At 68.4% G+C, this 17,500-nt stretch carries 18 protein-coding genes and 1 pseudogene; 12 read left to right on the plus strand and 7 right to left on the minus strand.

The window, feature by feature from the left end; all coding sequences use genetic code 11:
- Positions 1-513: 513 nt before the first annotated feature.
- From mltG to fabD, 5 genes are all read right to left on the minus strand, one after another.
- Entirely contained in the window at positions 514-1,809 is a 1,296-nt protein-coding gene (mltG, locus tag PKE75_RS06165; protein ID WP_271167826.1) for an endolytic transglycosylase MltG, read from the minus strand.
- Positions 1,810-1,995: 186 nt separating this feature from the next.
- A complete protein-coding gene (gene fabF / locus PKE75_RS06170; RefSeq protein WP_271167827.1) occupies positions 1,996-3,261 on the minus strand; it encodes a beta-ketoacyl-ACP synthase II in 1,266 nt (421 codons plus the stop codon).
- 63 nt (positions 3,262-3,324) lie between these two features.
- The gene (locus PKE75_RS06175) at positions 3,325-3,567 is read right to left on the minus strand and encodes an acyl carrier protein (RefSeq protein ID WP_271167828.1); all 243 of its coding nucleotides are present in this window, start codon (positions 3,565-3,567) and stop codon (positions 3,325-3,327) included.
- 258 nt (positions 3,568-3,825) lie between these two features.
- The gene (gene fabG / locus PKE75_RS06180) at positions 3,826-4,563 is read right to left on the minus strand and encodes a 3-oxoacyl-[acyl-carrier-protein] reductase (protein ID WP_271167829.1); all 738 of its coding nucleotides are present in this window, start codon (positions 4,561-4,563) and stop codon (positions 3,826-3,828) included.
- Positions 4,564-4,580: 17 nt separating this feature from the next.
- Positions 4,581-5,540, minus strand: a complete 960-nt coding sequence (fabD, locus tag PKE75_RS06185; RefSeq protein WP_271167830.1) for an ACP S-malonyltransferase — start codon at positions 5,538-5,540, stop codon at positions 4,581-4,583.
- Positions 5,541-5,660: 120 nt separating this feature from the next.
- Here fabD and PKE75_RS06190 point away from each other — a divergent pair, with 120 nt between their 5' ends.
- Together PKE75_RS06190 and PKE75_RS06195 are read left to right on the plus strand one after the other, a co-directional pair.
- The gene (locus PKE75_RS06190) at positions 5,661-6,083 is read left to right on the plus strand and encodes a carboxymuconolactone decarboxylase family protein (protein WP_271167831.1); all 423 of its coding nucleotides are present in this window, start codon (positions 5,661-5,663) and stop codon (positions 6,081-6,083) included.
- Positions 6,084-6,290: 207 nt separating this feature from the next.
- Complete coding sequence (locus tag PKE75_RS06195; RefSeq protein WP_271167832.1) at positions 6,291-6,578, plus strand: GIY-YIG nuclease family protein; 288 nt, start codon at positions 6,291-6,293, stop codon at positions 6,576-6,578.
- Here the strand turns inward: PKE75_RS06195 and PKE75_RS06200 are convergent.
- Positions 6,560-6,889 carry a hypothetical protein gene (locus PKE75_RS06200; RefSeq protein ID WP_271167833.1) on the minus strand — a complete coding sequence of 110 codons (330 nt, stop codon included), beginning with the start codon at positions 6,887-6,889 and terminating at the stop codon, positions 6,560-6,562. The genes PKE75_RS06195 and PKE75_RS06200 overlap by 19 nt on opposite strands.
- A gap of 300 nt (positions 6,890-7,189) precedes the next feature.
- Between PKE75_RS06200 and rpsF the strand changes: the two genes are divergently transcribed.
- From rpsF to PKE75_RS06250, 10 genes are all read left to right on the plus strand, one after another.
- A complete protein-coding gene (gene rpsF, locus PKE75_RS06205; RefSeq protein WP_271167834.1) occupies positions 7,190-7,660 on the plus strand; it encodes a 30S ribosomal protein S6 in 471 nt (156 codons plus the stop codon).
- Positions 7,660-7,923: a 30S ribosomal protein S18 gene (gene rpsR, locus PKE75_RS06210; protein ID WP_271167835.1), complete on the plus strand. Its 264-nt coding sequence runs from the start codon at positions 7,660-7,662 to the stop codon at positions 7,921-7,923. The genes rpsF and rpsR overlap by 1 nt, the downstream gene beginning before the upstream one ends.
- Before the next feature lie 273 nt (positions 7,924-8,196).
- Positions 8,197-9,174 carry a DUF2232 domain-containing protein gene (locus PKE75_RS06215; RefSeq protein ID WP_271167836.1) on the plus strand — a complete coding sequence of 326 codons (978 nt, stop codon included), beginning with the start codon at positions 8,197-8,199 and terminating at the stop codon, positions 9,172-9,174.
- 42 nt (positions 9,175-9,216) lie between these two features.
- Entirely contained in the window at positions 9,217-9,819 is a 603-nt protein-coding gene (rplI, locus tag PKE75_RS06220; protein ID WP_271167837.1) for a 50S ribosomal protein L9, read from the plus strand.
- Between the two features lie 281 nt (positions 9,820-10,100).
- On the plus strand, positions 10,101-11,594 hold the full coding sequence (locus PKE75_RS06225; RefSeq protein WP_271167838.1) for a replicative DNA helicase: 1,494 nt from the start codon (positions 10,101-10,103) through the stop codon (positions 11,592-11,594).
- The gene (gene alr, locus PKE75_RS06230; RefSeq protein ID WP_271167839.1) at positions 11,591-12,733 is read left to right on the plus strand and encodes an alanine racemase; all 1,143 of its coding nucleotides are present in this window, start codon (positions 11,591-11,593) and stop codon (positions 12,731-12,733) included. The genes PKE75_RS06225 and alr overlap by 4 nt, the downstream gene beginning before the upstream one ends.
- Entirely contained in the window at positions 12,733-14,133 is a 1,401-nt protein-coding gene (radA, locus tag PKE75_RS06235) for a DNA repair protein RadA (protein ID WP_271167840.1), read from the plus strand. Before alr ends, radA begins: the two co-directional genes overlap by 1 nt.
- An 85-nt stretch (positions 14,134-14,218) precedes the next feature.
- A complete protein-coding gene (locus PKE75_RS06240) occupies positions 14,219-14,887 on the plus strand; it encodes a CvpA family protein (RefSeq protein WP_271167841.1) in 669 nt (222 codons plus the stop codon).
- Positions 14,888-14,949: 62 nt separating this feature from the next.
- Positions 14,950-16,437, plus strand: a complete 1,488-nt coding sequence (gene purF / locus PKE75_RS06245) for an amidophosphoribosyltransferase (RefSeq protein ID WP_271167842.1) — start codon at positions 14,950-14,952, stop codon at positions 16,435-16,437.
- Between the two features lie 9 nt (positions 16,438-16,446).
- Positions 16,447-17,196, plus strand: coding sequence for an SDR family NAD(P)-dependent oxidoreductase (locus PKE75_RS06250; RefSeq protein ID WP_271167843.1), 750 nt, complete (start codon positions 16,447-16,449; stop codon positions 17,194-17,196).
- 20 nt (positions 17,197-17,216) lie between these two features.
- On the opposite strand, the pseudogene PKE75_RS06255 reads toward PKE75_RS06250, so the two are convergent.
- A pseudogene (locus tag PKE75_RS06255) lies at positions 17,217-17,500 on the minus strand (3-deoxy-8-phosphooctulonate synthase); the annotation flags it as partial.

Consider the following 17,500-nt stretch of genomic DNA (forward strand, 5'->3'; position numbering starts at 1 on the left):
GACGGCGCAGGACGTGGCTTCGACGGGTCCAGACATCCTTTCAAACTCGCGCGTATGGATTCCGGCGCTTCGGCCGGAATGACGGCGTGGAGCCCTCTCCGTCGTCCTCCGGCCTGACCGGAGGACCCATGGTCGAGCGTACCGCTCCACGCCCGGCATGGGTGGTCCGGTCAAGCCGGCCCACGACAGGCTGGCTCCGCCGACGAACACCCCCGCCTCGTCATTCCGGCTGGAGCGAAGCGGAATCCCGGAATCCAGACGCACGACGGCGCAGGACGTGGCTTCGACGGGTCCAGACATCCTTTCAAACTCGCGCGTATGGATTCCGGCACTTCGGCCGGAATGACGGCGTGGAGCCCTCTCCGTCGTCCTCCGGCTTGACCGGAGGACCCATGTTCAGCGTAGCGCTCGACGCTCGGCATGGGTGGTCCGGTCGAGCCGGACCACGACGAGGTTTGTTCTGCGAACGAAGCGCATCCGGGCTCCGATTCTTCGGCGCGACCTGCGTCGCCCCTACTGCGCGCTCTTGCGCCTGGACGGCTTGGGCGCGGCGCTCGACGTGGCGGGCGCTGCGGCCGCGTCGTCGTCGCCCGGCGTCTCCTGCGCCGCCTCGTCGGGCGCGAGCCGATCGGCCGGAGCGCCGCGCGTCCGTTCGATCTGACGCCATTTGGCGACATTTCTGTTGTGCTCGACCAGCGTCGGCGCGAAGGCGTGGCCGCCCGAGCCGTCCGCCACGAAATAGAGGTCCTTGGTGTCGGCGGGTCGTGCGGCGGCCTCGAGCGCGTCGCGCCCGGGATTGGCGATCGGCCCGGCCGGCAGCCCGGAAACCACATAGGTGTTGTAAGGCGTCCGTGAGGCGATGTCGGTGCGGTTCAGGCTTCGGCCGAGCGTGCCGCGCCCGCCGACGAGGCCGTAGACGATGGTGGGGTCCGACTGCAGCCGCATGCCTCGGGCGAGCCGGTTCGCGAACACCGCCGCGACCTGCGGCCGCTCGGAAGCCACGCCCGTCTCCTTCTCCACCAGCGAGGCGAGCGTCACGAGATCGGCGGGGGTCTTGACCGCCGGAATCGGACGGCGGCCCGCCCAGATCTCCTCGAGCAGCTCCTTCTGGTGCTGCTGCATGCGCGCGATGATCTGCTGACGCGAGGCGCCGCGGGTGAACTTGTAGGTCTCGGGGAGCAACGAGCCCTCGGGCGGGATCTCCTTGACCTCGCCGGTCAGCAAGGGCTGGTCCCGCAGCCGGTCCACGATCTGCAGGCTGGTCAGCCCCTCGGGGATCGTGACGGTGTATTCGATCGACTTGCCCGACGCGATGATCTCCATCGCCTCGCGCATGCTGACATGCGCGGGAAAGGCGTATTCGCCATAGCGCAGCTTGTCGTTCGCGCCGTAGAACCGCACGCCCATCTCGAACAGTTTCGGGTGGTCGATGACGCCGGCCTTGGCGAGATTCTCCGCGATGTCGCCGACGCCCTGATTGCGGGCGATCATCACCGTCGTGTCCTGCTGGAGCGGGCCCTCGCCGTCGAAGGTCAGCTTGCCGTAGAACAGCGCGCCGCCGATGCAGAACGCGACGAGCGTGAGGAAGGTGAAGACGCCGCTGACATAGCCGACGACCGCGCTGTCGCGGCGGCGGCGGCGCGGCGGAGACGCGGGCCCGTCCGAAGCGGCGGGCGCCTTGCCGGCCGGCGCGACGGGTTCTGGATTGGAGTGGATCAGCCGCGGCTTCGGCGGCGTCGCGCTCATGCGGGCGGCCATGTCGTCTGGACGCTCGGCGCCGGAGCCCGGTGAAGCATCCTTGGTCGACAAGGCCTGTACCCTTCCTGTCCTCGGCCCGTCTCGCGCGGGCCCTGGAGGCGCCGCGACGCCCTCGATTCGATGAGCCCCGACGGGGGCTCCTCCATCCGAACCTTACGCCCGATTATGGCGAAAGCGGACACGCGCCGGGGCGCTCGTCATCGTCCCGGCTCGCCGGACCGACGATGACGGCCCCGTTCACGCGGCGTAGCGGCGGAAGACCAGCGAAGCGTTGGTGCCGCCGAAGCCGAACGAGTTCGAGAGCGCGACCTCGATCGGCAGCTCCTTGGCCTTGTGCGGCACCAGATCGAGCGCGGTCTCGACCGAAGGCTCGTCGAGATTGAGCGTCGGCGGCGCGATCTGGTCGCGGATCGCGAGCAGCGAGAAGATCGCCTCGACGGAGCCCGCGGCGCCGAGCAGGTGCCCGATCGCAGACTTGGTCGACGACATCGTGATCTTGCCGGCGGCGTTGCCGACGAGACGCGTGACCGCGCCGAGCTCGATCTCGTCGCCGAGCGGCGTCGAGGTGCCGTGGGCGTTGATGTAGTCGATCTCGCTCGCCTCGACGCCCGCCCGCTTCAGCGCCATCGACATGCAGCGATACGCGCCGTCGCCGTCCATCGCGGGCGCGGTGATGTGGTAGGCGTCGCCCGACAGGCCGTAGCCCACGACCTCGCCGTAGATCTTGGCGCCGCGCGCCTTGGCGTGCTCGAGCTCCTCGAGCACGACGACGCCCGCGCCCTCGCCCATCACGAAGCCGTCGCGGCGCTTGTCGTAGGGACGCGAGGCGCGCTCGGGCTCGTCGTTGAAGCCTGTGGACAGAGCGCGGCAGGCGACGAAGCCCGCGACCGCGATGCGGCACACCGGCGATTCCGCGCCGCCGGCCACCATCACGTCGGCGTCGCCGAAGCCGATCAGCCGCGCGGCGTCGCCGATCGCGTGCGCGCCGGTCGAACAGGCGGTGACGACCGCGTGGTTCGGACCCTTCAGTCCGTGACGGATCGAGACATGGCCGGAAGCGAGGTTGATCAGCCGGCCGGGGATGAAGAACGGCGACACCCGGCGCGGACCCTTGTCGCGCAGGATGATGGCGGTCTCCTCGATGCCCTGCAGGCCGCCGATGCCGGAGCCAATCAGCACGCCGGTGGCGCAGCGGTCGTCCTCGGTCTCGGGCTTCCAGCCGGAATCGGCGAGCGCCTCGTCGGCGGCCGCGACCGCGTAGAGGATGAAGTCGTCGATCTTCCGCTGCTCCTTCGGCTCCATCACGCTGTCGGCGTGGAAGGTGCCGTCGGAGCCGTCGCCGCGCGGAATGACGCCGGCGACCCGCGCCGGCATGTCGTCGACCTGGAAGTGCTCGATCTTGCGCACGCCGCTTTCGCCGGCGAGCAGCCGGCTCCAGACGGTTTCGACGCCCGAACCGAGCGGACAGACGACGCCGAGGCCCGTGACGACCACCCGCCTCATGCCGCAACTCCCGCCAACTGATGCTCGCGCAGCGTCATGCCGTGTCGCCACGCCGTGCAAGCCTCAGGCCTGCGCGGCGTTCTTTTCGAGGAAGCGGGTGGCGTCGCCCACCGTCAGGATGGTCTCGGCGGCGTCGTCGGGAATCTCGCAGCCGAACTCCTCCTCGAACGCCATCACCAGCTCGACGGTGTCGAGGCTGTCCGCGCCGAGATCGTCGATGAAGCTGGCGTTCTCAGTGACCTTGTCGGCGTCGACGCCGAGATGTTCGATGACGATCTTCTTCACGCGTTCGGCAATGTCGCTCATCGTTCTCAATTCCTCGCTTGATCCGTTCGGAAGATCGTTCCGCTGGACTTAGAGCCGACCGGACGAAGCGTCCAATCGGCGAATCTTCCGAGCGGGCTTTTTGAAGGCGCTACGCGGTCCGGGCAACGTTTTTCGTCCACGCCGCTCCGGGATCGTCTGAAGATATGGCTCGCGACCGAGCCTCTTCTCTCCTGGAAACCGCGGCTAACTAGCATGATCGGAAGGTCCGCGCCAGACGCGCCGACCCCTAGAAGCCGTTCAGATCATGGCCATTCCGCCGTTCACGTGCAGCGTCTGGCCGGTCACGTAAGCAGCTTCCGCGCTCGCAAGATAGACCGTCGCGCCCGCGACGTCGGAGCCTGCGCCGAAACGTCCTGCCGGGATGTGCGCCAGGGCGCCGTCGCGCTGCTTTTCGTTGAGCGAATCCGTCATCGGGCTCTCGATGAACCCCGGCGCGACGCAGTTGACCGTGATGTTGCGGCTCGCGACTTCGGCGGCGAGCGACTTCGACATGCCGATCAGGCCGGCCTTGGACGCCGCATAATTGCCCTGGCCCGGATTGCCGGTGACGCCGACCACCGAGGTGATCCCGATCAGCCGGCCGTAGCGCCGCTTCATCATGCCCTTGAGCGCCGCGCGGTAGAGCCGGAAGCCGGCCGCGAGGTTGACCTGGATCACCTCCGACCACTCCTCGTCCTTCATCCGCAGAAACAGATTGTCGCGGGTGACGCCGGCATTGTGCACCAGGATGTCGAGCCCGCCCATCGCGGCCTCCGCCGCGCCCGGCAAGGCGTCGACGGCGGCGGGATCCTTGAGATCGGCCGGGAGCGCGTGCGCCCGCTCGCCGAGCTCGGCGCCAAGCGCCTCAAGCGCCTCGCGGCGCGTGCCGGACAGCGCGACGGTCGCCCCTTGCGCGTGCAGCGCGCGGGCGATGGCGCCGCCGATGCCGCCGGTCGCGCCGGTGACGAGCGCGAAGCGCCCGGAAAGATCGAACATCGCGGGCTCCTAACCGGTCAGGCGGCGCTTGTGAGGAAGGCGTCCGCCTTGAAGCGGGCGACGTCGTCCGGCGCGCCGATGGATTCGCTGGCGGTCTCGGGCGCGATCCGCTTGACGAGCCCGGCGAGCACCTTGCCCGCGCCGATCTCGATGAAACGGGTCACGCCGGCGCCGGCCATGAAGCTGACCGACTCGCGCCAGCGCACGGCGCCGATCACCTGCTCGACGAGCCGCGCGCGGATCGCCTCCGGATCGGTCAGCGGGCCGGCGGTGACGTTCGCGACCAGCGGCGCCTTCGGCGCGAGGATCTTAACGCTCGCGAGCGCCTCGCGCATCGCCTCGGCCGCCGGCGTCATCAGCGCGCAGTGGAACGGCGCGGAGACCGGGAGCAGCATGGCGCGCCTCGCGCCCCTCGACTTTGCGATGACGACCGCGCGTTCGATCGCAGCCTTCGAGCCGGAAATGACCACCTGGCCGGGGGCGTTGTCGTTCGCCGCCTCGCAGACCTCGTCGCCCGCTGCCTCCTGCGCGACGGCCCGGGCGGTCTCGAGGTCGAGGCCGAGCAGCGCGGCCATCGCGCCCTCGCCCACCGGCGTCGCCTTCTGCATGGCCTCGCCGCGGATCCGGAGCAGGCGCGCGGCGTCGGGCACCGTCAGGCTGCCGGCGGCGGCGAGCGCGGAATATTCGCCGAGCGAATGACCCGCCACGAAGGCGGCGTGGCGCGCGACGTCGAGGCCGGCCTCCGCCTCGAGCACCCGAAGCGCCGCGAGACTCACCGCCATCAGCGCGGGCTGGGCGTTAGCGGTGAGCGTCAGCGCGTCTTCCGGGCCCTCGAAAATCACGGTCGACAGGCTTTCGTCCAGCGCCGCGTCGACCTCTTCGAACACGGCGCGGGCGACCGCGAAGGTGTCGGCGAGCGCGCGGCCCATGCCGACCTGCTGGCTGCCCTGCCCGGGAAAGATCAATGCGATGCTCACGCGCTCACGCTCGCTCGGCTTTTCATGTCCACAGGTACGTTCCTCGTCTTATTGTTGGCGGGTGCAAAGCAGGCGGGCGCCGGATGTGTCAAGCGCGGCCGCCCAGGGAGAGATGAAGAGATGACGGCAGACCGCCCCGACGAGAGCCGCCATGAACGCGGGCGGCGCACGCTGTCGCGCATCCATTCGACGACGGGCGAAGGCGTGGTCGCAGCGCTCGCCGAGATCGCGCCGGACTTCGCGAAGCTGCTGGTCGACGTCCCGTTCGGCGACGTCTATTCCCGCCCCGGCCTCGACCTCCGCTCGCGCCAGATCGCGACCATCGCCGCGCTCGTCGCCCTCGGCCACGAGCGCGAACTGAAATGGCACGTCCGCGGCGGCCTCAACGTCGGCCTGACCCGCGACGAGATCGTCGAGGTCATCATGCAGATGGCGATCTACGCCGGCTTCCCGGCGGCCGTGAACGCCCTGTTCGTCGTCAAGGAGCTGTTCGAGGAGATCGGCGCCGAAGCCGCCGAGGAGGCGCTTCAGGACGACGCGTGAGAAGCGCGCCGCCAAAACACCGCCGTCATTCCGGCTGCAGCGAAGCGGAATGCCGGAATCCATATCCGCGACGGCGCCGATGAATGCGCTCCGGCGGTCGCAGTCCACTGCGGGAAACGCCGCGCGTATGGATTCCGGCACTTCGGCCGGAATGACGGCGGTGAGGCTGCCTGATAGGTTTCTGCAGGTCGTTCCGGAGCGACGGTGGTGGCGGCATATTACGTCTACATCCTGGCCAGCAGACGTCACGGCACGCTCTACGCCGGCGTCACCAACGACCTGATCCGACGCATCTACGAGCACCGCGAGAAACGGACGCCGAGCTTCACCGCGCGCTACGGCGTCACGAGGCTGGTTTATTTCGAGGTGTTCGGCGATCCGATCTCGGCGATCACCCGCGAGAAGCAGATCAAGAAGTGGAAGCGGGAATACAAAACGAACCTCATCGAGCGCGACAATCCGGACTGGGCCGACCTCTACGATTCGCTCTGTTGAACTCCCACGTCGTCATTCCGGCTGCAGCGAAGCGGAATGCCGGAATCCATATCCGCGACGGCGCCGACAGGGGCGCTCCGGCGGTCGCAGTCCACTGCGGGAAACGCCGCGCGTCTGGATTCCGGCACTTCGGCCGGAATGACGGCGGTGAAGCCGCCGAGGAGGCGCTCCAGGACGACGCGTGAGGAGCGCGGCGCCAAAACATCGCCGTCATTCCGGCTGCAGCGAAGCGGAATGCCGGAATCCATATCCGCGACGGCGCCGATGAAGGCGCTCCGGCCGCGGCGCTCCATTCTGAACGCGGCGCGCATATGGATTCCGGCGCTTCGGCCGGAATGACGGCCGGGGAGGTTCACGCATCCCACCAGACCGCCGTCATGGCGGCTGCGCCCCCCGCCTTGCCTCCCGCCCTCTCTTCCTCTATACGCCGCGCATTCCACGTCGTTCGGCTGGGGGCTGAACGGAGGGGGTCGGGCTGTCGCCCGGCCAGGATCTTGGATGATCCTGCCTCCCGTGTCTCCGCCTTCGAGAATTCGTTCGGGCCTTTCGGGCTCGGAGGGCTTCGCGCCGGACGATTGTCGTTCATCTGGAACTTGAAGGTCCCGAACCACATGCCGCTATACGAACACGTCTTCCTGGCTCGCCAGGACGTGACGTCGCAGCAGGTCGAAGAGATGACGGCCCAGTACAAGCAGGTCCTGGAAGCCCAGGGCGGCGAGGTCAAGAAGACCGAGTACTGGGGCGTGAAGCCTCTCGCCTACCGCATCAACAAGAACCGCAAGGCCCACTACACCCTGCTCAACATCGACGCGCCGGCGCCCGCCGTCGCCGAGATGGAGCGGCAGATGGGCATTTCCGAAGACGTCCTGCGCTTCATGACGATCCGCGTCGACGAGCACGAGGAGGTTCCCTCCGCGATGCTCCAGCGCCGCGACCGTGACGATCGCGACGACCGCCCGCGCGGCGGCGGCCGCGACGGCGGCTTCCGCGGCGATCGCGGCGGCCGTGAAGGCGGCGGCGGCTTCCGCCGCGACCGCGAGGACCGTCCCCGTCGTGACGACGCCGGACAGGAGGCGATCTGATGGCCGAGACCGGCGCCAACAACTCGACGACGAGCGGCGCGCGCCGCCCGTTCTTCCGTCGTCGCAAGACCTGCCCGTTCTCCGGCGCCAACGCCCCGAAGATCGACTACAAGGACGTGCGGCTGCTGCAGCGCTACATCTCCGAGCGCGGCAAGATCGTGCCTTCGCGCATCACGGCGGTCTCCGCCAAGAAGCAGCGCGAGCTCGCCAAGGCGATCAAGCGCTCGCGCTTCCTCGGCCTGCTGCCCTACGTCATCAAGTGACTTTAAGGGGGCGGCTTTAAACAGCCGCCCCACTTGCTGTTTCGCCCCAGCCTGTGCGGCGACAGAATAAACACCGTCGTGGTCCGGCTTGACCGGACCACCCATGTCGGACTTGGAGCGCTACGCTCGAGCATGGGTCCTCCGGTCAAGCCGGAGGACGACGGGGGATACGTTCCCACACGCGCTTTCCCAGGCGCCGGTCCAGTCCGGCGTCGCTGGGCGGACAGCCGCCCTAACCGCGACAGAGCTCGCGGGACAGCAGGACGACCGGGCATGCCCGCAGCGTACATCCTTGTCGGCATCGGCGCCGGAGCGGCCTCCGCGCTGCTCTACGCCGCAGCTGCGTCCGGCTCTCCGCTCGCGCTGACGCTGCTCTATGTCGCGCCCCTCCCCATCCTGCTCGCGGCTGTCGGCTGGCGGCATTCCGCCGGCCTGATCGCGACCGCCGTCGGGGCCGGCCTGCTTCTCCTCTCCGTCGGCCCGAAGACCGGGCTCTACTTCGTCATCGCCGTCGGCCTGCCGTCCTGGTGGCTCGGCTATCTGGCGCTGCTGGCGCGGCCGGGCGTCGACGGCCGCCAACCCGAATGGTATCCGATCGGCCGGCTGACGCTGTGGTGCGCGGCGCTCGGGGCGCTGCTGGTGGCGGCTTCGATCCCGCTGATCGCGACGTCGCTCGAGGACTACCGCGCAGCGCTCCGCACGCTGTTCGAGAAGGCGTTCGAGACGCCCGGCTCGGCCGATGGCGGCGCCATTCTGCCGCGAGGGCAGGATCCGAAGGCGCTGATCGAGCTCATGACCGCGCTCGCCCCCGGCATGGCGGCGAGCTTCTGGACGCTGGCGTCGATTTTCAATCTGTGGCTCGCCGGCCGGATCACACGAGCCTCCGGCCGGCTGGCGCGGCCATGGCCAGACATCCGGGCCATGGAGTTTCCGCGCGCCGCAGCGCTTGGTCTGGCGGTCGCGGTCGCCCTGTCCTTTCTGCCGAATCTCGCGGGTCTGGTCGCCGAGCTGTTCGCCGGCACCTTCCTCGTCGCCTTCACGCTGCTCGGACTCTGCGTCGTCCACGTCGCGACGCTGAGGACGCCGATGCGCGTCTTCATCCTGTTCGGCTTCTACACGCTGCTCGTGCTGCAGCCCTGGATCGCCGTGCTGCTGTCCCTGCTCGGCCTCGCCGAGCAGTTCGTCGGCCTCAGGAGGCGCTTCGGCCCTCCCCCCGGCGGCCCGCCGACGGCCGCCGCCAACCTGCCCTGACCATCAAGATCCAACAGCCAGAATTCTGATCGGAGACCCCAAATGCAAGTGATCCTGCTCGAGCGCATCCCCCGGCTGGGCCAGATGGGCGACGAAGTCCGCGTCAAGGACGGCTACGCCCGCAACTTCCTGCTGCCGAACCACAAAGCGCTCCGCGCCAACGCCGCCAACCGCCAGAAGTTCGAAGGCCAGCGCGCCCAGCTCGAGGCCCGCAACCTCGAGGCCCGCGAGGAGGCCGAGGCGCTCGGCGCCAAGATCGACGGCAAGGTGCTGGTGCTGGTCCGCCAGGCCGGCGAGACCGGCCAGCTCTACGGCTCCGTCTCGACCCGCGACGTCGCCGAGGCGATGACCAAGGACGGCGTGGCGGTCGGCCGCAATCAGGTGGTGCTGAACACCCCGATCAAGACGATCGGCCTGCACGTCCTGCCGATCCGCCTCCACCCGGAGGTCGAGGTTTCGGTGACCATCAACGTCGCCCGCTCCGACGCCGAAGCCGCCCGTCAGGCAGAGGGCGAAGACCTCAGCCAGCGCGAGGAAGGTCCGGCCTTCGAGACCTTCTCCGAGGACGACGACGACCGTCGCAGCCGTCGCGGCGGCCGTGACGACGATGAGCAGCAGGACGCCGAGGAGCCGTCCGAGGACTGATCCCGGATCGCTTGCCCCTTCTGGAACGACGAACGCCCGGCTCGCGCCGGGCGTTTTCGTGACAAGCCGACGAGGATGGCGCCAGCCCGTCGCGCGGGCGGACCGGATGGCGCAATATAGCGGTCAAGCGATTCGTGGGCGCCGCATCGTCGCCCTGTGTGAATCGGGCGCCGTGGGGATGAAGCGGCGACGCCGCGCGAGTTAACCGCGCCGCCCGTGTTAACACCGCATTAACCCGCGATCGCCCCTGCGTTAACTCCGATCACCCCGAAGGACCGCCTATGGCGCCCGTCGATTCACTCGCCCGTCGCCTCGTGGACCCGGAGCCCGCCTACCGGCAGGCGCCGCACAATGTCGAGGCGGAACAGGCGCTTCTGGGCGCCGTGCTGGTCAACAACGACGCGTTCTGGCGGGTGTCGGACTTCCTCGAGGCCGAGCATTTCTACGAGGGCCTCCACGCCCGCACCTACGAGATCGTGGCCAGTCTCGTCCGGGCCGGAAAGGCCGCAACCCCTGTCACCATCAAGACTTTTCTGCCCGCGGACCTCGACGTCGGCGGCGGCCTGACGGTCGCGCAATACCTCGCCCGGCTGGCGGCGGAGGCCACCACCGTCATCAACGCGGAGGACTACGGCCGCTCGATCTACGACCTCGCGCTCCGTCGCTCGCTGATCGGAATCGGCGAGGACGTCGTCAACGTCGCCTTCGACGCCCCCGTCGACATGCCCCCGCGCCAGCAGATAGAGGACGCTGAGCGCAAGCTGTTCGAGCTCGCCGAAACCGGGCGCTACGACGGCGGATTCCAGACGTTTTCCAACGCCTTGAAGACCGCGGTCGACATGGCGGCGAACGCCTACAAACGCGACGGCGGCCTGTCGGGAATAGCCACAGGCCTCGACGATCTCGACCGCCTGATGGGCGGCCTGCAGGCCTCCGACCTCATTATTCTCGCGGGCCGTCCGGGCATGGGCAAGACCGCGCTCGTCACCAACATCGCCTACAATGTCGCCCGGGCGTACCAGGGCGAGGTGCAGCCGGACGGCCGGACCAAGACCATCAACGGCGGAATCGTCGGGTTCTTCTCGCTCGAAATGTCGGCCGAACAGCTCGCCACGCGAATCATCGCCGAGCAGGCCGAGATCTCGTCGTCGAAGATCCGCCGCGGCTCGATCGACGAGCGCGATTTCTTCAAGCTGACGGAGGCCGTCACCGAGATGCAGCGCGCGCCGCTGTTCATCGACGAGACCGGCGGCCTGTCGATCGCGCAGCTTACCGCCCGCGCCAGAAGACTCAAGCGCTCCAAGGGGTTGGACCTTCTGGTGGTCGACTATCTCCAGCTGCTTTCGGCCTCCGCCAAGAAGGGCGAGAACCGCGTGCAGGAGCTGACGGAGATCACCACCGGCCTCAAGGCGCTGGCGAAGGAGCTCGCGACGCCGATCATCGCGCTGTCGCAGCTTTCCCGACAGGTCGAGAGCCGCGAGGACAAGCGGCCGCAGCTCTCGGACCTGCGCGAATCCGGTTCGATCGAGCAGGACGCCGACGTTGTGCTGTTCGTGTTCCGCGAGGAATATTACGTGAAGAACAAGAAACCCCGCGAAGGCACGCCCGAGTTCGAGCAGTGGATGACCGAGATGACGGCCGTGTCGGGAAAAGCGGAAGTGATCATCGGCAAGCAGCGTCACGGCCCGACGGGAACGGTGGAGCTTCAGTTCGAGGCGGAGTACACCCGCTTCGGCAATCTTGCGCAGGAAGACCGGCTGCCGGAGCGGATGTGATCTCGGACTTCGCCGGCGGACGGCTGACGATCGATCTCGGGGCGCTGCAGGACAACTGGCGCGTGCTCTCCGCCATCTCCCCGTCCAGCGAATGCGCCGCGGTCGTGAAGGCTGACGCTTACGGCGTGGGGCTGGCCGAGGCCGCGCAGGCGCTCGCCCAAGCGGGCGTGAAGACGTTCTTCGTCGCCCACCTCTCGGAGGCCCGGACCGCCCGCGCCGCAGCTCCCGACGCCGCGATCTACGTGCTGAACGGCCTGCCCCCCGGCGCTTGCGACACTTACGCGGCCCTCGGCGTCAGGCCGGTTCTGGGCTCGATGGCGGAGCTTGCGGAATGGCGCGCCTTCGTCTCCGCGACCGGCGCGGACGAAGCGGCCGCCATCCATGTCGACACCGGCATGGCGCGGCTCGGCCTCGATCCCGAAGAGGCCCGCGCGCTCTTCTCATCGGATGGAATCGGCTTCCGCCCTGCGCTCGTGATGAGCCACCTCGCCTGCGCCGACGAGCCGGACCGCCCGGAGACCGAACGGCAACGGGCGCTTTTTGCGGAGCTCCGCTCGCTGCTGCCCAATACGCCGGCGAGCCTCGCCAATTCGCCCGGGACGCTGATCGCCCGGACGTCCGGCGGCGATCTCGGCTTCGAGATGCGCAGGCCCGGCGTCTCGCTCTACGGCTCGAATCCTCTCCCGGGCAGGCCAGCGACGATGAAGCCTGTCGTGAAGCTGGAGGCGCGGATCATCCAGACGCGCCATGTCCCTGCCGGCACGCCTGTAGGCTATGGCGGGGCTGAAACGACGCGCCGGCCGACGCGGCTCGCGATCCTATCGCTCGGCTATGCTGACGGCGTCTTCCGCGCCGCCGGCTCGGAGCACGGCGCGCCGGGCGCGTTCGGCTTCGCAGGCAGCGTCCCGTGCCCATTCTTCGGTCGGATTTCGATGGACCTCGTCGCCGTCGACGTCACCGACGCGCCGGAATCTGCAACGTCGCGGGACGACTGGGTGGAGATCCTCGGAGACGACTTCGGCGTCGACGATCTCGCGCGGGCCTGCGGAACGATCGGCTACGAGGTGCTGACCGCGCTCGGGCGCCGCTACGAGCGTCGCTATGTCGGAGCAGGTCACGCACCCCTGAAAGAAGCCTGATGGCCCGCGGCAGACCTGTCTTCGTCTGCCAGGCCTGCGGCGCCGTTCATAACCGGTGGTCCGGCAAGTGCGACGCATGCGGGGCGTGGAACTCGATCGTCGAGGAGGCGTCCTCCGCGCCGCTTCCGGGCGGGACGTCGGCGCGGGCGCTAGGCCGCGGCCGGGTCGTCGCGCTCGAAAGCCTGTCGGGCTCCGCCGACGAGGCGCCGCGGCTGGTTTCCGGCATGGCGGAGCTCGACCGCGTCACCGGCGGCGGCTTCGTGTTCGGCTCGGTGCTGCTGCTGGGCGGCGATCCGGGCATCGGCAAGTCCACGCTGCTGATACAGGCGAGCGCCATGCTCGCCCGCAGCGGCCATCGGGTTGTCTACGTCTCAGGTGAAGAGGCCGCTGCACAGGTGCGTCTGCGCGCGCAGCGGCTCGGCCTCGGTGACGCTCCCGTAGCACTTGCGGCCGAGACCTGCGTCGAGGACATCCTCGCCACGCTGAAGCAGAGTGAGCCGCCCCGCTTCGTCGTGATCGATTCGATCCAGACCCTCTGGACTGCTCAGGTCGAGTCGGCGCCGGGGACCGTGACCCAGGTCCGCGCCTCCGCGCAGGCGATGATTCGCTACGCGAAGACGACCGGCGCCTGCATCGTCCTGGTGGGTCATGTAACAAAGGATGGCCAGATCGCCGGGCCCCGCGTCGTGGAGCACATGGTCGACGCGGTGCTTTCCTTCGAGGGCGATTCGGGCCGTGATTTCCGCATCCTTCGCGCCCAGAAGAACCGCTTCGGCCCGACCGACGAGATCGGCGTCTTCGCCATGACCGGCGATGGCCTGGAGGAGGTCCATAACCCCTCCGCCTTGTTTCTCGGAGACCGTGAGCCCGACGCGCCCGGAACAGCCGTGCTCGCCGGCCTCGAAGGCTCGCGGCCGCTTCTCGTGGAGATCCAGGCGCTGGTGGTGCCGTCGACGCTCGGCACGCCGCGCCGCGCTGTCGTCGGCTGGGAAGGATCGCGACTCGCCATGGTGCTCGCCGTGCTCGAGGCGCGCTGCGGCGTCCGGCTTGGCAGCCACGACGTCCACCTTGCCGTGGCGGGAGGATTGAGGGTGCAAGAGCCGGCGGCGGACCTCGCCGTCGCCGCTGCGCTGGTGTCCTCTCTGCTCGGCTCGCCGCTGCCGCTTGACGCAGTTTTTTTTGGAGAGATCGGCCTGACCGGCGCGGTGCGCCCGGTGGCGCATCCCGGTCCGAGGCTCCGCGAGGCCGCGCGCCTCGGTTTCAAGCGCGCGGCGCTGCCGCCCGCTGCTGCGGAAGCGGCGGAAGAGGCCGGCCTCACCGCGCTCAGCGTGCCGACGCTCGACGCCCTCGTCGCCCGTCTTGCCGCCCGCGCGGATCAGACGCGGATGAAAGAAGCGTGACGGAGCATGGCTCCCACGTTATAGAGACCGCGCCTCACGACCTTGAGGCGTTCGCGCACCTAACGGCTTGGGCCCGGCCGCGTAAATGACCATCACTCTTCTCGACCTTATCCTGCTTGCCGTCATGCTCGTCTCGGCGGCGCTTGCGATGGTCCGCGGCTTCACGCGCGAAGTGCTGTCGATCGCCTCATGGGTGGCGGCGGCGGCGGCGACCGTGTTCTTCTTCGAGCCGGCCCGCGCGATCGCCCGCGAGCACATCCACTTCAATCCTCCGCAGATCGCCGACGTCGTGGCGGCGGGCAGCATCTTCATCGTCGTGCTGCTGGTGGTCTCGTTCATCACCATGAAGATCTCAGACGCGATCCTCGACAGCCGCGTCGGGCCGATCGACCGCATCCTTGGTTTCGTCTTCGGCGCTGCGCGCGGCCTGCTTCTGGTCGTCGTGGCCTTCATGTTCTTCACCTGGCTGGTGCCTGAGAAGGGACAGCCGGAGTGGTTCAGGACCGCGCAGTCGAAACCGTTTCTTCAGGACGCTGGCGACAAGCTCCTCGCGCTGTTGCCTGAAGACCCTGAAAGCACCATCTTGCAGAAGCTGAAGCGCCGGGACGGCGCGGGCGGCGACGCGGCGAATCCTGCCGCTCCGGCGACGCCCGACGCGGCCGCTCCTGCGCCGGACGAAAGTCAGGACGTCAGCCCCGCCGACAAGCAGGGCCTCGACAAGCTCCTGGAGCAGGACGGGAAGCCGAAGCAATAGCACCGCCGGCCTCATGCCTGCGGAGCGCTACAGGCGGTCGAGCCCGCCTGCGGGAGACGGACATGACGATCGACTCCACGGCCCCGACAGGCGCCGACGCAGAAGACGTATTTGACCTCGATTCGGACCGTCTGCACGAAGAGTGCGGCGTGTTCGGCGTCTTCGGTCATCCGGAGGCCGCCGCGCTCGTGGCGCTTGGGCTTCATGCGCTGCAGCACCGGGGACAGGAAGCGGCGGGGATCGTCAGCCACGGCGATAATCGCTTCCACGCCGAGCGCCGGCTCGGCCTGGTCGGCGACCATTTCTCCGACGCCCGGGTCATCGCCCGCCTCCCCGGGCGTCAGGCGATTGGCCACAACCGCTACTCGACCACCGGAGAAACGATTCTCCGCAATGTGCAGCCGCTGTTCGCCGAGCTCGACGCCGGCGGTCTGGCGGTGGCCCATAATGGCAACTTGACCAACGCGCTGACGCTTCGCAAAGAGCTGGTCCGCGCCGGCGCGATCTGTCAGTCGACCTCGGACACCGAGGTGATCCTGCATCTCGTGGCGCAGAGCAGGCGCCCGCGGATCATCGACCGCTTCGTCAACGCGCTCCGAGAAATCGAAGGCGCCTACGCTCTGGTCGCCCTCACCGAGAACAAGCTGATCGGCGCGCGCGACCCGCTCGGCATTCGCCCCCTGATCCTGGGTGAACTCGACGGCTGCTACATTCTGACGTCGGAGACCTGCGCCCTCGACATCATCGGCGCGAAATACGTCCGAGACATCGACAATGGCGAAGTGGTCGTCATAACCGAGGATGGCGTGCAGTCGCTCCGGCCGTTCCCGCCCCAGAAGATGCGGCCCTGCATCTTCGAGTTCGTCTATTTCGCCCGACCGGATTCGATCGTTCAAGGCAAGTCGGTCTACGAGGTCCGCAAACTGATGGGCGTCGAGCTCGCCCGCGAGTCGCTGCCGGAGGCCGACGTCATCGTCCCGGTGCCTGACTCCGGCGTGCCAGCCGCGATCGGATTCAGCCAAGCCTCTGGAATTCCGTTCGAACTCGGCATCATCCGCAACCACTATGTCGGCCGCACCTTCATCCAGCCGACGCAGGGAGTGCGCGAGTTGGGCGTGCGGATGAAGCACAACGCCAATCGCTCCCAGATCGAGGGCAAGCGGATCGTGCTGGTCGACGACAGTCTGGTGCGCGGCACGACTTCGGTGAAGATCGTCAAAATGATGCGCGACGCCGGCGCGAAGGAAGTTCACTTCCGGCTCGCATGTCCGCCCATAACCCATTCTGACTATTATGGAATTGATACTCCGGAGCGAGAGAAGCTGCTCGCCGCGACCCATACGCTGGAACAAATGCGAGAGTTCATCGGGGCCGACAGCCTGGCGTTCCTCTCCGTCGACGGACTCTACCGGGCGATGGGCTTCGAGGAGCGAGACGATCTTCGGCCGCAGTTCACCGACCATTGCTTCACCGGCGACTATCCGACGCTTCTGACGGATCTGAGCGGCGAAACCCCGCGGCAGCTCTCACTCATCGCTGAGGCGAGCTGATCTCGATACATGAGTGAGTCCAGGGCCTTGGCCGGCCGGGTGGCTGTCGTCACCGGCGCGACGCGCGGCATCGGCTACGCGGTCGCCCTGGCGCTGGCCAAGTCCGGCGCGCATGTCGTCGCGACGGGGCGGACGCAGGGCGGACTCGAGGAGCTCGACGACGCGATCAAGGCCGAAGGCGGCTCCAGCACCTTGGCGCCGTTCGACATTTCGGATTTTGACGCGATCGACAGGCTGGGCGCGGCGCTCTATTCGCGCTTCGGCAAGATCGACGCTTTGGTCGCGAACGCCGGCATGCTCGGCCCACTCACCCCGCTCGGCCACGTCGATCCGAAGGAGTGGGACAAGTTAATCGCAGTTAATCTGACGGCGAATTGGCGGTTGATCCGTTCACTCGATCCGCTGCTCCGCGCGTCCGACGCCGGACGGGCGGTCTTCCTGACCTCCGGCGCCGTTCACAAGGACCGCGCCTATTGGGGCCCCTACGCGGTGACCAAGGCCGGCGTCGAGGCGTTGGCTCGCTCCTATGCGGCGGAGACGGCGGCGAACACGCCGGTTCGCGTGATGCTGGTCAACCCTGGCCCGCTCCGGACCGCGATGCGGGCGCGGGCGATGCCGGGCGAAGACGCGGCGACGCTCAAGACCCCGGCCGAGATCGCACCGAAGATCGTGGCGCTCTGTTCGCCCAAGTGGGTCGAGACCGGCAAGCTCTACGACTTTCCGATGGATCGTGTGCTGGGCTTCAACGCGCCGTCTTGAGCGACGGCGGAAGCCCTATCTCAGTTCGCCTTAGCCAGTCGATCGAACGCCATCAGCCGATCGAGGAGCGCCGCCATCTCTTTCAGCGGGACCATGTTGGGTCCATCGGAGGGCGCGTGATCGGGGTCGGGATGGGTCTCGATGAACACGCCCGCCACGCCGACGGCGACCGCGGCGCGCGCCAGCACCGGCACGAATTCGCGCTGACCGCCGGACGACGTCCCCTGCCCGCCCGGCTGCTGGACGGAATGAGTGGCGTCGAAGATCACCGGCGCGCCGGTCTTCGCCATCTCGGGCAGCGCGC

Source organism: Hansschlegelia plantiphila, assembly GCF_027922265.1.
GTDB lineage: Bacteria > Pseudomonadota > Alphaproteobacteria > Rhizobiales > Methylopilaceae > Methylopila > Methylopila plantiphila.